The organism is Photobacterium indicum (assembly GCF_003026215.1).
Lineage (GTDB): Bacteria > Pseudomonadota > Gammaproteobacteria > Enterobacterales > Vibrionaceae > Photobacterium > Photobacterium indicum.
This window is the reverse complement of the sequence record NZ_PYOC01000007.1, coordinates 46879-62007: the sequence shown is the minus strand read 5'-3', so window position 1 is coordinate 62007 and position 15129 is coordinate 46879. Positions and strand designations below refer to the sequence as shown.

Genomic DNA, 15129 nt, shown 5'->3' with positions numbered 1-15129 from the left:
GGTTGAATAATAGCCCGTTCCGTAGAGTGAGTCGTCAACGGAGCAGACTATTTATTAACGTGAGATATAAAACCCTAATCGATAACCGTGACTTTTCGATTAAAGAATGTCAAATATAGACATGGAATAACAATTAGAACAACGGGTAGTGAAAACAGTAATCCATAACCGAGTGTTAAAGACATGGGCCCCATATACACATCGGTTCCACCCAAACCATATGCGAGCGGAAGTAGACCGACGACTGTAGTTAGGGATGTAAGAAGGATCGGTCTTAAACGACTTGCCGATGCTTCCATTACTGCGATCAAGGTGTCTTTTCCTTCACTAAGCAGCTCATTTATTCGGTTAATTAACACCAATGAGTTATTCACGACAACACCTGTCATACCAAGTACGCCAATCAGAGCGAACAGAGATATTGGCTGCATGTGAACAAACAATGCCATTAGCGCTGCAATGACTGCAAATGGAATAACCGCCATGATCAGTAACGGCTGCAATAGCGAGTTAAACATGATAGCCAGCACAAAGTAGATACCAATGATTGCAGCCGGAAAAGCGACGACAAACCCGCTCATGGTTTCATTAGTGCTTTCTGCCTCGCCGCCAATTTCAATAGATACCTGTAAGGGTAATTGACTTTGTAGTTCAGTAAGCATGGTTTCACTTAATGCCACTGAACTGAGTGTCTCATCGGTTATCTGGGCTGTTATTGTAACTTCACGATCGCCGTTGTAATGTTGGATTAAACGCGGAGCTTCGATGTTTTCTACTTTCGCAAGGCGGCTTAGTGGTACTTTCACACCATCTGAGGTGTAGATTTTCGTTGTTGAGAGCCTTTCAATGGTTCGATAATCTTCTTTTAGAATGACACGCAAGTCTATTTCTTGATCGCCCAGCCATGTTGACGTTACCGTGTCACCTTCAAAGGCGATGCGCAATGTTGATGCTAAATCAGCCACGGTAAGGTTATAACGTGCTAGCCATTCATATTGAGGAATGATCTGCAACTGAGGGTCTTTTAATGCCTCGTTATGAGTGACTTTATCTAGCCCTTGTTGTGTATTCAGCCAACCAGTTACTAACGAAACAGCGTCGTTACGTTCTTGCTGTGTACCATTCATTACTCGCACTTCAACAGGCTCACCAGGAGGAGGACCACCCGCATCGACAGACAGCTTCACGAATGAAAGCTCTTTTACATTTTCGAGCTTGTTGTTCAGATCTTTGATGATCGCATCTGCTGTGCGATCGCGGTTTTCAAAGTTAGTTAATACAATTAAACCGGTACTTACAGGGCTACTGTAAGTGAGCTCATAACTGGTGAGTTCAATTTTAGGCAGTGCAGTAATCGTTTTTTCAAGCAGAGTATGCGCTTCACGCACTTTATTCAGCGGCGTACCGGGCTTAACTTCTGTGTAGACTTCAATGTACTTTGCCGATTCTGATGGAAAGATATCAAGTTTGAGGTTAGTGACTAACCCCACATCGATAGCAAGCATAATAACGGCAGCCACTAATATACTTTTTTTGAACTGTAGGCACCATGTGAGTAAGTTAGTATAAGCATTTGTTATTGATTGAAAGTAATCAGATGTTTTGGATTTTACTTCTGTTTTATTAAGTGAATTTGCAAGGTGAGCGGGCAGGGTATACGTACACTCAGCCAAAGAAAATAACAGCGCAACAATAACCGTAATAGGAATTACAACAATCGCTTTGCCCATGGTGCCGGGAATAAAGAACATGGGAATGAATACTAAAGCAGTCGTTGTTAAGCTGGCAATAATGGGCTTAATGACTTTTTTCGTACCAGTAATTGCTGCTTCCAGTGCACTTTTACCACACTCTTTTTCTTGATAGATACTTTCGGCAACAATCACTGAATCATCTACGATTATGCCTATCACCAGTAACAATGCTGCCAACGTTATGCTATCAAGGTTCATTCCAAGTATTGGCAGAATGGCCATTACCCCAAGTACACAGAATGGAATAGAAACGGATACCCAGAAAGCGATTTGGCGTTTCAAAATCATACTTAATACGGCTAATACGAGTATGAGACCGATGCCACCATTGGTTGATACAATAGAAAACTTGTCACTCATGTCATCAGCTAGATTGAGTCCGTAGCTGAAAGAGAAGGTATCACCGATGCGAGATTTTTCGTTTTCAATCAGTGTTTTTATATTATCGACGGTTGCAATAATATCGGCGTTTGAGCCCTTAGTAATACTAAATAGAATGGCAGATTTACCATTAATAACCCCTTCTTGAGAGGCTTTTTCGAAGGTATCGACGACTTCAGCAATGTCTGCTAATCGAATAAGCCCACCAGTAGGAAGCACTTTAATCACTGTTTGTGCTAACTCTTCAATCGACTTTACCTGCGTCATGGTGACTATTTTTTGGTCACTGTTCCAAGATTCAACCATTCCGCCAGATAACGATAAATTACGGTTATTGACCGCATAGATCACTTCATCAAAGGTTAATTTGTAACGGCTGACTTTGATTGGATCGATTTCAATCCAGAATTCACGCTCATTGAATCCTGTCATGCTAACTGTACCGACTCCCGATACTCCTTTAAGGCTTTTTTCTAACTGACGAGCATAAGATTGTAATTCACTGTAATCACCTTGGTGACTTACCCCGAATGTGAGCACTTCAAATGAAGCTGTGCCACGTTGCACCACTAATGGTGGGTTAGTTACGTCTTTCGGCAATCCATTTACGCGATCAACTGCTTGTTGGATATCACGTAACACTTTTGCCGTATCTGCAGATTCATCCATTTCAATAGAGATTGCAGATAAACCATCAGATGATTGCGAGGTAAATTTTCGAATTCCTTCGACAGATTTGATCTCTTTCTCGATCAAATTGGTAATGTTGACTTCCACATCTTGCGCGGTCGCACCGGGGTATTGAGTGGTAATCTCAACTTCTTCAAATGCGATATCAGGTAATTCTTGGAGTTTAAGAGTACTGAGTGAAGCTGCCCCCACCAATAACACCATGGTGGTTATTATACGCGCGAGAAAACTACGCTGAGCAAAATAAGCAATAAAGCCATTCATTATGAAATACCAATTATTTATCTGATTGTGTAATAGAAGGAGTTAAGCTCGATACTTGAGTCGAAGCATGAATCGACATACCCGGCTTGAAAATATGTTCAGGATTCTTGATTTCAACCTCTATCGGGTAGGCAAAGCTTTCAGGATCGATCTCAACCCCAATCCGTTTGATGTTTGAACGTACTTTTAATTGGGGGTTGGCTTCTGACCATACTTCGACTTCTTGACCCACATGTAGCTCCCCAATATCAAATTCACTGGCAAGAAGACGCACGTTGAGTACATCAATATTAACGATTTGGTAGAGCAAATCCCCTTGATTTACCCATGCACCATTTTCAACGGAACGGCTTACCACATAGCCATTGATTGCCGAGTCAATTTGGGTACTTTCCAGATCAAGTTGCGCTTTTTTTAACTCAATGTTTGCTAGCGCCACATTGGCTGTTGCACTGTCATAATCTGCTGCAGAAATGTCGAGCTCATTTTGTGATAAGCTGTTCTTTTTACGCAGCTCTTGGTAACGATCATACAGTGATTTTTTTATTTTAAGATCGGCTTGTGCAAGATCGAGGTTGGCTTTTTGTTTGTTTACCTCAAGTTCAAAATCTTGCGCTTTAATCGTGGCGAGAATGGTTCCTAATTTAATCTGCTCGCCTGTTTCAATACCGACAGACTCGACAGTGCCACTGATTTCAGATACCACATTGAGAGGGTTTTTACTTTTTGTGTGCCCAATAAGATCTAAGGCCATTACTGGCTGCGAAAGTAATGCGCCAAATAAGCCTAAGGTCAGTAGATTCTTTTTCATTGTTATATTCTCATTAGATCAACTGAGCCTATTGTGCGAAAGAGAATGTCGAGTTTTTGTCGAATGCTATACGACAAAAAACACGATATAAGAAAGACGACACAATAAATATGAAGCGATTCGACATTAATTCGACAATAAATTGCTAGGATAGTGAAAGATAACAATGCAGTGCGAGAGAGTGGCGATGCTTAAGGATAAACAAGTTTTAGTTGTTGAAGATAACGAGGAACTACAAGGTATTCTTGCAGACTTTCTTGAGGTAAAAGGTGCAGAGGTCGATTTTGCCGATAACGGAGAATTAGGGCTTAAATTAGCACTTGAAAACGACTTTGATGCGATTATTCTTGATGTAATGATGCCAAAAAAAGACGGTATGCAGGTCGCTAAAGAGCTTAGGGAGAATGGCTGTACTACGCCAATATTAATGCTAACGGCGCTCAATGGTCGTGAAGACCTATTAAAAGGGTTTGAGCGTGGCGTGGATGACTTTGTCACTAAACCGTTTAATTTTCCTGAACTCGAAGTGCGGTTAAGTGCCTTGATTAAGCGTTATCGTGGTGACGTGGCAAGCACGCTTATTCAGTTTGGTTCGCTTATTATTGATCAGCGTTCACATAAGGTAACGCGAGAAGGGCAGCAACTGCTAGTAACCCCTGTAATGTATCAAATCTTAGTAAAACTGACGAAAACAGCGCCAGAAATGGTTTCTCGTGATGTCTTGATTCATGAAATATGGGGAGAAGATGCACCCGATAAAGATATTTTGCGTAGTCATATTTATTTACTGCGTAATGTATTAGATAAGCCTTTTAAAAAACCGATGTTAATTACAGTGCCGAAATTTGGCTTTAGGTTGGAAGAATAAATGAAATGGCTTAGAGCACTGATGTTTCGGAAACCATTGGGTAATTCGATTGATGATGTTAAATCAAGATTGATCTTTGTGTTCTCGGTGATTGCATTAACGTCTTCTTCGTTGGTGTTCTTTTCTTTCTCATTGCACTTAATATTCAATGAAAATGCTCAAATAGAACGCCACTTGAAGTCATTTGAAAGTATTGCAAAAGATCATTTTTCATTAGCAAAAGATGATTTTTCCCAGCTTGGCCCTTATGTTCGTGCTTATTATAGTGAAGCTGCATTAGATGATGAGTTGAAGGGTTTGCTGCCTTATGAAGAGGGATCTGTTACACGGTTTCGCATCTTTAGTGAAGACGGTTTCATGGTTTACTACACGCCCTTTATTGAACCGTCGGGTGCCCGTGTTCCTCTTTATTTGGTGGTAGGTAGCCGAAGTATGGATTTTGGTGACGATAGCTGGGATATCCTGATGTTAATCTCATTTGGGCTCATGGCTTTTCTCATTGCCTTTCTGCGCTTTTCCCTTCGCCGAGTTTTTGATGGTTTAATGTCTCCTGTTTCAGAGTTGTGTGAGCAATTAACAGCGAACAAAGAAGAAGATTTCCATGTGTCAGAACGTTCCATTGATGAAATTAAAGCGCTTAAACACCACTTGAATACGTATAAACAGATGAAAGAGCGGCTAGCAAAGCAAGAGATGATGTTTGCAAAGTACGCGAGTCATGAGCTGAAAACGCCGATCGCTGTGGTGCTTGGTGCTGCTAGTCTTCAGGCAATGAAAGACGATCCTGATTTTCAGAGTAAGCAAAGAGAACGGATTTTAATTGCAGCAAATAACATGCAAGCGACGGTTGAAGTGCTGCTAAACATTGTGAAGCAAGAAAATGTGCGAGATGCGCATCAACTACGCCCGATATGCTCGCAAGATATTAGTCTTGATAAATACTATAAAAAACTGAATGCAGGGGTACAGATTTTGCTTTCGGTTGAGCCTGATACACAGATCAATTTACCTCCAGCCGTATTTGATATGGTCTTAAAAAACCTTTTAGACAATGCTATACGATTCACAGAGCAAGGCAAAATCGAGGTTGTGGTCACAAGCAATCGCATAAAGGTTATAGATTCAGGCTGTGGGCTTAATGAAGAGGCAGGTACTGAACATGGGCTTGGGTTATTAATAGTGAAGCGATTATGTGATAGCTATGGTTGGACGTTCTCGCTAACAGAAAACCTAAGTGAAGGGTGTTGCGCTGAATTAAACCTATCTTGCTGAATTAATGACTAAGTACTACAAAGTTGTAATTACTAGATTCTATTGTTCATAAAATACGCCATCAATTACGAGTAATAATGGTAATTGGTGGCGTTTTAATCGACGATGGTTCTTGGTATTAGGGCAAGAAGGCTTTAATGCTTACGCTGTGGGCCATTACGAACAAGATCTTTACCGTTTTCATAAACGTCTTGAGAAATCCACTGTGCAAGAATAAGTTTCTGGTTATTATCGAATACCGCAACGAAAGGGCGGCCATCAGTGTTATTGGTTGCCATGCCTACACCTGCAACGTCTTTTAAACCCAGACCACCATTTTCAATAGTCAGTAGAAAACGTTCTAGTTCTTCTAGGCTATCAATTACATCATGTTCATTTTTCATCTGTTCAGTACTCTTTCTTATTTAGCAAATCCACCCGCTTTATACAGCATAGTGCTGTTTTGTCATCTAATGATGTAGAAAGTAGGCAGCTTAAATCTGTTTGGATCATTACCGTTGAACAAGAGAGGATTAGCGCCTCTATAGTAATGTTTTGCGTACTTTACAGGTGATAGAAGATGATTGGAACCATGTTTATGACTACTGTTTAAAAACATTCAATGCATCAAGTCTTTCTTCTTGCTGTACAAACTCAGAAAGTGAAGCGCTTATCATCCATACTAACAAGAGAAATGTATTACTGGTTTATAGGTATAAGGCACAAGTGAACAAACTTGATCAAATACTGCGCGTTCAGTTGGAAGAGTATGGGTAAGAGTCAGGTTTGTGTGCTATGGAGGAGTGATGAAAAGTCTACTCATTATTGCAGTATTCGTATGCATATCATTTTCAGTCCATGCTATTAATTGCACTACCTATGGGGCTGGTTCAATGAAACAAACCCATTGCAGTGATGGTTCAACCTACACCAAGTATGAGAGCCAAACTAATAAAGTGGATACAAAGGAAAAAAAGAGGTTTGTCAGTAACCAAAAATCAAGCACTAAGTTTGAGACAAGAACGGACTCCCAAGGTAACCGAAAGTCAGCCACCTGCCGTACTGTTGGTAAGAATACCTATTGTGATTGATGGTTGTTAACGTTAAACAAGAAGCGCTTTAACTGGTGATTGAAGATAAAATCGCAGTGTTGACTAATTCTTTGTTGATAAGGCTTATAAAAAATCATCTTGATAATTTATAGCTACAGTTCAAAAATGAAATCTTAGTTTTTTGTATGTTATATCGTGAGGAAATACCATCTATAGTCGTTTCATTAACTAATGAATATTGTTTTTTATAGCTATAAGTGCTTGATATGTATCGTTAAGTTTTGATTTGGTAGCGGGCGGTGTAAGTGTTTTTTTAATTAGTTACCTTAAATTAATTTTTGTTACCATTTTGAACGTTGTTCTATTGCGTGTATAATCCTTTTTTTATATGTAATATCAATGAATATTTTTACCATGAATATAGTCAGCATGGCTCGTGAAGCCAGTAGCCATAAAAATAGTGGAAAGAAAAAAGCTATAGTTAAATTCATCACTCGAGCGTTGTTACATTATCCCTACATAAAAAAGATGAATGATAATTTTGCTCATGATGAACGGAAAATGCTTTTTAAAAAGCAGCCAAACTTTTTAACAAAATGCATAACTCCTTACTTGCGTAACGGCTTAAGTAGACAAGAAACTATTGATATTTTAGTCAAGCACTATGACTGGTTTGAACACAAATTTTCAACTGATGCACGCCATAAAATATATGACGATGTATTAACCCTTTATAAACTAGAAATTGGCGAGCAAGATTATTTAATAAACCTAAGCTTTGATAGAAATTCAAGAAAAGAAGGGGAGCTTACGCTTACGCTTACAGACTCAAAATATAATAAATATTATGTGCTCGCGTTTACTGTTGTCGATAATGATATTTATATTGGCTGTATGCAAGGTGGTGCTAATGATAATGGTTTCAGTAAATTATTCACCAAAACAATTTATGGTTTACGTCCAAAATCATTCATGGTTGAAACATTACGTTTACTCGCTGCTAATTTGAACATAAATCATATTTATGCCGTTAAAAATTCAGCACATATATATACTGCAAAACGTTATGGAAAAAAGAGCCAAGCAATTAATCTTGATTATGATCGTCTGTGGAAAGAGCATAATGGTGAGTCTTATAATGACTATTTCTATGCGCTTCCGATTAGATCTGAACGCAAGGCTATGGAAGATATCAAGCGTCCAAAGCGTAAAATGTACCGTGAGCGCTACGCTTGGGTAGATAACTACGACAATGAACTTAAGAATAAACTGGATTATATCTGTAATTAAAAAAGCGGCATGTAGGAAGTATTACCTTAAAGTTTTTTGAGTAATAGGCATCGATTATTAACGGTATTCTCTAGAGAATCGTTTTTTTTCTGAGAAAAATGGCAATACGTTTTATCGTATTGCCATTTTTATAATGATAACTTCTAAGTATTAGAACTGAGTTTTGATCCAAACCATACGATGGTCTGAAGATACTGATTTACCATCACCGTCTGCACCGTCGTCACTAATTCGAGCATCATTGAACAGTATGCGACCTTCTTCGTAAGATGCAGACCAGTAAACGCCAGTATCAACAACATTCAAGTTTGCAGATGGAATAGCGTAATCTACGCCAAGACCAAATGTAGATGATATACGGTTTGGTTTTGGATGAGTCAGTGATTTGTCTACTGCGTGTTCTGAAGCACCGTAGCTGGTAGGGTACAATTCACCGTTCATCACATCCTGGTTTACCAGTGGGTCACGATGAAGTATTTGCATCACATCACTTATACCATCACCTGCAATTGGATCTAGGTTTTGGTCACCCATGATCACGAATTTAGCATTGTCAGCTAATCCACCATTCAGGCCTGCATCGTCATAGAAGAAGCTTTTACCTTGAATATATTGATTCCAGAATTTAACTTCTGCAGCATTTTGAGCTTTGTTTTTGCCTGTATCGAATACTGGCGGTGTAGGGTGAGACATTAGAAGGTGAATGACTTCCTCACCATTCGCTGTTGGAATGATGATCGGTGCATCTACGTGGTTTTTTGAAGAAAGGCGAACTTGTTTCCACTCTTCAGCGGAATACCATTCATCACCACAGTTCATACCAGTAGGGAATTTTGTTGGGTCGTCACAAATAGTGATAGTCGGAATTTGTGCACCTTCAAGATCTTTCCATTTGAATGTTTGGAAAGTACGTGTGTTATCAGTATCAATTTCGTACTGTGACATCAATGCGAATGCGTATTGACCATGGTACTGACCAAAGCCCCAATCGTCGCCTAGGCCTCCAATTGTACCGTTATTATCTAAATCAAGACCACTAGCTAGACCCGTGTTCGTTGAGTAAGATTCAAGGTGAGGGAATGTAATTGGTTCAAGATTCACTTCACCGCCAGCACCATCGATGCTTTGAGCGATAGATAAGTAGTTATCTTGGAATCCAATTAGCGCAGCTTTGTCTTCACCAGTACCATCGTTGTTGTATTCAGCCATCATAAGAACATTAGGACGATTTTTCTGGATAACAGCAGCAACATTACGAATTTGAATAACTTTTTCTGCTGTCCGTTTGTCATTATCATTATCAATTGTACCGTCTAAGTAAGCTGTAACGAGTGCTTTTTGTTTTGCTGGTGCAATTTGCATCTCTGCAATAAGTTCTTCGAATGTATCACGGTCAAATGAAAGATTGTATGTCGCTATTTTTACTTCGGTTGGCTGAACGTAATCTGTATCGTTACAACCAGCAAGAAGAGCTGCACTGACAACTAAAGCAAGGGTAGAAAAAGTTTTAATGTGTATGGCGCACCATTTAGAGTAATTGCGCAAATAATACATGGCACACTAAAAAATCAGTGTGATTACAGTCACATGGAGGTAATATTTGTTTCATTGTTTATCTTTATTTTGCGATCAAAATTGCACTTTTTCTTATGTCAAGAGTAACTATCCCTATTAGGAATAATTTGTTTTTAGTTGTATTAGAATGTTGAAATTACAGCGGTATTTAGTTTGGGATACTAATGGCTTTTGGCTTTTGGCTTTTGGCTTTACTATCGGCGGCTAGAAAAAGACCGAAAGGCACATTCAACGAATCTGAAGAAAGCCAAACAGAAAATAAACCCCGAAATCGAAAGGGCCGAAAAGCCTTACCGGAACATCTTGCGCGTGAAGAAAAGTCTTACGTTATTGAAACACCAACATAGGCGGTATGAGTTTAAAATCATTCGCACCTAATCAACATTTTTTTATTAAATAGTTAATTTACGTTGTTTTACGCTCATTCAACAGCGGTTTACTTTCATTGCGTTATTATAATACCGAACTCATTAAAAAGTTAAATCATGCCCGATGAAAGAACTAAAGGAATGGGACTCAAGGGATTAGTTAAAATTTAACAAACTATGATGTATTTATTTCGACATAACGAGAAGTAAAATAGGTTGAATAGGTGTTAACACAAAAGTAAATCGATTAACTCGATGGGTTATTGATTGTTATGTCGTTATTTATCATCACCTGAAAATTTAACGTGGAAATAAGGCTAAACCTGTACTTTTTTCCAGCATTTATAATAAGAAGGTTTGTTATGAAATTATTAAATACAGCTGTTGCCGTCATGTGTGTTGTTTTTTCAACTGTTACATTAGCGGATATGAAAGTAGTCGATACCGCCAATGGTGCGTGGGTAACCGTATCTGAGCAAGGTGCACTGGTTGCTAACGCTGAGGTGACAGTCAAAAATGTTCCTCAATCGAAAGGAACCTATATGACCAATGAGAATGGCCGTGTGTTTGTACCATTATCATTGAACAGCTCTCGTTCAGTGAAATATAACGCTGTTACTGAGAATGGCACTGAATATAATCGCTATGCATTTCATAGTGACAGCAAACGTTAATATCGTTTACGCTGTATCTTGTCATGAATAAATATAGAAGGTGGGATCGTATCTCACCTTTTTCAGTATAAAAGAACGACAGATAGAGAAAGAAAAAGCCACGCAGAATTAAACTTGCGTGGCTTAGTGTGTACTAGTTTGTCGCGCTATATTTTACTAAAGGTGCTAGCTATGCTTTATACATCATCAATAACAGCGAGGGTTGCTGCTAGCATGTCATGGCCAAACGCAAGGCTACGTTCTGGTGACCAGCCGTAAAGTGCATCTGGCTGTGCATTATGATCTTTAAAAGGCATTTCTACAGTGTAAGATAGGCACTTAAACTGCTCGGCAACCCAGTTAGAACAAACCGTTAGATTTGCTTTACCTGGCTTATCTTTGTCATAGCCATGCTCATCTTGGAACTCAGGTGTAATTGTTAGTAATGCTTGCTTAAACTTATTCTCTAAGTTGGCGTGGCGTTCATCATAAGATGGAATACCTTCACTACCCGCAACAAAGTTATAAGGAATAGCTTCATCGCCGTGAATATCGAGGAACATATCGATACCGGTTTCAAGCATACGTTCACGTACTAAGAAAACTTCAGGGCTCTTTTCCATTGATGGCGTTTGCCATTCACGGTTTAGATTCACACCTGCTGCATTGGTACGTAAATGTCCACGAATACCACCATCTGGGTTCATGTTTGGCACTACATAGAAAACGGCTTTATCGAGAAGCGCACGACCAACCGTATCTGTTTCATCAAGTAAGCGCTGTAGCAAACCTTCAATGAACCATTCTGCCATTGTTTCGCCTGGGTGTTGGCGTGCAATTACCCATACTTTTTTCTTATCATCAGCGGGTTCACCAATAGTAAGCAGGCTCATGTCATTGTTATCTAGTGTGTTGCCCAATGTTTCAAGTTGGCAGTTGAAGTTAACTTGTGCTTGATGCAAAAGATCCTGGTGGCGATCGTAGGTGTATGGTGCAAAGTAAGCAAAGTACATAGACCCTTGCTCTGGGAAGAAGCGGAAAGTCAGTGTATCACCATCGAACTCGGCAGGAATACGGAACCATTCATCACGATCGTAAGATGCAACAACATCATAGCCTTGCCAGCCTTCAGGGTAGGCCGATTTAGCAAGGTTGAGTAATTTTACAGTGTGTTCTTCTTGCGCTTGTGTTTCTAAACGGAAGTGAAACCATTGGTAATATTCAGATTGATTGTCATTTGGAATAGTGAGTTGAATATCTTCTGGTGAGTCGGCTTTAACTACATTAATGTTGCCGCCATCGAAATTACTAAAAATTTTCATCGTTGTTATTTCACTCGCTATGCAATACAAGAGGATGAGGTTATCACAATCTTGGAATAAACAAGCAAGCCTAAATTAGAGAAAATATAAAACGTAACAAAATGATAACCTGCTAGGGCGTATGTTTCTTTATATTTTAATGGGTTAGATAAACTCGTAGGGTTCGAAAAGAGCAAACCATTTTTACCCGCTGTATGGTAGCTGAATAGGCAATAAGATTTAATTTATGTTTCATTTTGTCGTGACATAATCTTCTTTTATTTTAATGATTCACTGTTCAATAGCTTGATTCTTATAGCTCAGCTACATTCTACATTTAGCGGGTAAGGGCCTCCATGTATCGCTTTGTTTCTATCGTTTCGATTGTATTTATTTCTGCCTGTAGTTCGCTAGAGCGACAAGATATGTCACAAGAACAGCATGTCTCTTATGAGCCGTTAAATACTGAATTATTACGCTACTGGGGAGACACCAGTGAATACCCAATCCCGAAAGATCAGCTGGTGGCCTTAAAGCAGCGCCAAATGGATGCTGGGATCCTAACTGACGAGAACGGGAATATCAAAGCTGTGGCGCATCTGGCATTGTCGGGTGGTGGTACAAACGGTGCTTATAGTGCGGGATTGTTAAATGCATGGACCGACAATGGCGATCGACCTGAATTTGCGACAGTAACTGGCGTTAGTACTGGCGCAATCATTTCGGTATTTGCTTTTTTGGGGGCAGACTACGATCTGTTTCTTAAGCAGTTATATACTCAAACGAAATCGGATGAACTGTACGACGTAAATACAATTTTCCAAATTGCAGCAACTAAATCATTACTGAACACCGATAAGTTCGAAGCTATGGTGCGTAAAACGATTACTCCGGCCTTATTAGATGAGGTTGCAAAGCAATATGCTCGTGGTCGTATTCTACTAATAGGCACGACAAACCTCGATGCTCAGCGACCTGTAATCTGGAACATGGGCGAGATAGCAACATTGAATACACCAGAGGCTGAAGCCTTGTTTGAAGATATTATTATTGCCTCGTCATCGATTCCGGGAGTCTTTCCTGCGAAGATGATTTCAGTGCAAGTGGTGAAGGGATCAACGTTGGAATCGTTTGAAGAATTGCATGTTGATGGTGGTGTTACTAATCAAGTGTTTTTATTTCCTGAAGGCGTAGACCTTTCATTGTTGCCACAAAACAGTAGAAACAAAGTGTATGTGATACGCAACTCAGAACTTGAACCACGTTGGAAAACCACAGAGTACACATTCAAAGATATTGCCTCCCGCTCAATAGATACTATTTTGAAATACCAAGGGCTAGGGGATGTAAACCGTATTTATCAGCAATCACAGCGAACGGGTATGGAATTTAATGTTAGCTATATAGAACCGCAGTTTGAATCAGAGCAACCGGGAGATGACGTTAGTCCTGCATACATGATTGAGTTGTTTAATGACAGTTATAAAAAGATGCGAGATAGACAATCTTGGCACCAAGTGCCGCCAAATTTACGTTCTCATATTGTGAAATAAAGTCTCGTACAGAATTTTTACTTATAGATACGTCGACAGAGTATTTTGATACTGCATCATAAACTCGTACCACTTTCTGGTTTCTTCAAGCGTTTGTCAGAGCATGGCATACGCTTTCTTTCCTTGAAGTAATCTCACACATTAGCATTATTTTTCATATCTTTACGTTAGTTTACCTTTATAGACAACGCTTTACGGTTTTCGTCGTAGAGTGAAACACCATCAACGGATGAGTTAACCTCTTGATTTCGAGGTAATCAATGAATGTTACTAGAAAACAAGTGAATGGTTTTTAGTGACCTTGATGGATGAACCAGTTAATGAATACAAAGTATACCGTACCGCTGTTGTTTCTTTCTGTGTGTTTAATTTGGGGGACGACATGGTTTGCAATGGAAGTGGCAGTCAGCTCGATTCCGCCCATTTTTGCGACCAGCTTACGCTTCTTGATCGCAGCACCGATTCTTGTGACATTGACCCGATGGTATAGGCTGCCACTAATGTTCCCCAAAGGGCGCCGACATTGGATGGTGATCGTGGCAGTTTTTTATTTTGCAATTCCCTTCACACTTATGATTTTTGGCGAGCAATATATTTCTTCAGGTCTAGCGGCGATCATCTTTGCTAATATGCCAATTGCGGTGATGATGACTTCTACCTTATTTCTTGGTTTGAACTTGGGAAAGCACCAAATTACGGGCTTGTTGGTAGCTGTTGTTAGCTTGAGCGTAATTTTGAAAAATGAAATGAATATTGGGGGAGCCAGTTACTTGATTGGTATGAGCGCGCTCAGTGCTGCTGTCATGATTCATGCGTTAATGTACGTGTTTGTGCAAAAATACTGTAAAGATATTCCAGTGCTCACATACAACACCGTACCGTGTTTCATGGCGTCGATATTGTTGGTTATTGTCTCTTTCTTGTTCGAAGGGGCGCAGCCAAGTACGTTTTCATCTGAATCTTTGTTTGCTGTGTTACATCTAGGTGTATTTGCAAGTGTCGGCGGCATTGTGGCTTACTTTAAATTGAATGAACTGTCGACCCCGTTCACTGCTTCGTTGTGTTTTTTACTGTTTCCTATCGTGGCGTTGATGATTGCAGCTTGGAACACCGCGCAGCCCATCTCACCGCTATCTATCGGTTTATTACTGCCACTTTTTGCTGGTATTTTAGTGACTAAGACAGATAAATCATTTTGGGCTCTAGATCTGATTTTCAAACCAAAAATGTGCTCGGCATGTCGTGCGGATGCAAAAGCTCTTGACCTTAAAGTTAACTCCAACCTTTAGGGTGGAGTTGATTTTAACGAGCTAATTAA

12 protein-coding genes are annotated in these 15129 nt (G+C 39.7%); 7 read left to right on the top strand and 5 right to left on the bottom strand.

All coding sequences use genetic code 11. The features are described from left to right. Positions 1-74: 74 nt before the first annotated feature. Together C9J47_RS17770 and C9J47_RS17765 are read right to left on the bottom strand one after the other, a co-directional pair. The gene (locus tag C9J47_RS17770) at positions 75-3089 is read right to left on the bottom strand and encodes an efflux RND transporter permease subunit (RefSeq protein WP_107254689.1); all 3015 of its coding nucleotides are present in this window, start codon (positions 3087-3089) and stop codon (positions 75-77) included. Positions 3090-3102: 13 nt separating this feature from the next. Next, positions 3103-3900: an efflux RND transporter periplasmic adaptor subunit gene (locus C9J47_RS17765; RefSeq protein WP_107254688.1), complete on the bottom strand. Its 798-nt coding sequence runs from the start codon at positions 3898-3900 to the stop codon at positions 3103-3105. 187 nt (positions 3901-4087) lie between these two features. Here C9J47_RS17765 and C9J47_RS17760 point away from each other — a divergent pair, with 187 nt between their 5' ends. Beyond that, a complete protein-coding gene (locus tag C9J47_RS17760; protein WP_107254687.1) occupies positions 4088-4768 on the top strand; it encodes a response regulator transcription factor in 681 nt (226 codons plus the stop codon). Beyond that, a complete protein-coding gene (locus tag C9J47_RS17755) occupies positions 4769-6040 on the top strand; it encodes a sensor histidine kinase (protein ID WP_107254686.1) in 1272 nt (423 codons plus the stop codon). 134 nt (positions 6041-6174) lie between these two features. Here C9J47_RS17755 and C9J47_RS17750 read toward each other — a convergent pair whose 3' ends face one another. Beyond that, positions 6175-6423: a hypothetical protein gene (locus C9J47_RS17750; RefSeq protein WP_107242405.1), complete on the bottom strand. Its 249-nt coding sequence runs from the start codon at positions 6421-6423 to the stop codon at positions 6175-6177. A 1062-nt stretch (positions 6424-7485) separates the two neighbouring features. On the opposite strand from C9J47_RS17750, the gene C9J47_RS17740 reads away from it, so the two are divergent. Next, on the top strand, positions 7486-8361 hold the full coding sequence (locus tag C9J47_RS17740; RefSeq protein ID WP_107254684.1) for a VirK/YbjX family protein: 876 nt from the start codon (positions 7486-7488) through the stop codon (positions 8359-8361). Positions 8362-8511: 150 nt separating this feature from the next. Here the strand turns inward: C9J47_RS17740 and C9J47_RS17735 are convergent, their stop codons facing one another. Next, positions 8512-9915: an endonuclease/exonuclease/phosphatase family protein gene (locus C9J47_RS17735; protein ID WP_107254683.1), complete on the bottom strand. Its 1404-nt coding sequence runs from the start codon at positions 9913-9915 to the stop codon at positions 8512-8514. Between the two features lie 185 nt (positions 9916-10100). On the opposite strand from C9J47_RS17735, the gene C9J47_RS17730 reads away from it, so the two are divergent. Together C9J47_RS17730 and C9J47_RS17725 are read left to right on the top strand one after the other, a co-directional pair. Next, positions 10101-10283 (top strand): hypothetical protein, encoded by a 183-nt coding sequence (locus C9J47_RS17730; RefSeq protein WP_107254682.1) that lies wholly within the window; start codon positions 10101-10103, stop codon positions 10281-10283. A gap of 383 nt (positions 10284-10666) precedes the next feature. Continuing rightward, positions 10667-10978 carry a hypothetical protein gene (locus tag C9J47_RS17725; RefSeq protein WP_107254681.1) on the top strand — a complete coding sequence of 104 codons (312 nt, stop codon included), beginning with the start codon at positions 10667-10669 and terminating at the stop codon, positions 10976-10978. A 176-nt stretch (positions 10979-11154) separates the two neighbouring features. Here the strand turns inward: C9J47_RS17725 and C9J47_RS17720 are convergent, their stop codons facing one another. Next, positions 11155-12279, bottom strand: coding sequence for a M14 family metallopeptidase (locus tag C9J47_RS17720; RefSeq protein WP_107254680.1), 1125 nt, complete (start codon positions 12277-12279; stop codon positions 11155-11157). Positions 12280-12614: 335 nt separating this feature from the next. Between C9J47_RS17720 and C9J47_RS17715 the strand changes: the two genes are divergently transcribed. Both C9J47_RS17715 and C9J47_RS17710 read left to right on the top strand, forming a co-directional pair. Next, the gene (locus C9J47_RS17715; RefSeq protein ID WP_107254679.1) at positions 12615-13811 is read left to right on the top strand and encodes a patatin-like phospholipase family protein; all 1197 of its coding nucleotides are present in this window, start codon (positions 12615-12617) and stop codon (positions 13809-13811) included. Positions 13812-14131: 320 nt separating this feature from the next. Then, on the top strand, positions 14132-15100 hold the full coding sequence (locus C9J47_RS17710; protein WP_107254678.1) for a DMT family transporter: 969 nt from the start codon (positions 14132-14134) through the stop codon (positions 15098-15100). The last annotated feature ends 29 nt before the right edge of the window (positions 15101-15129 follow it).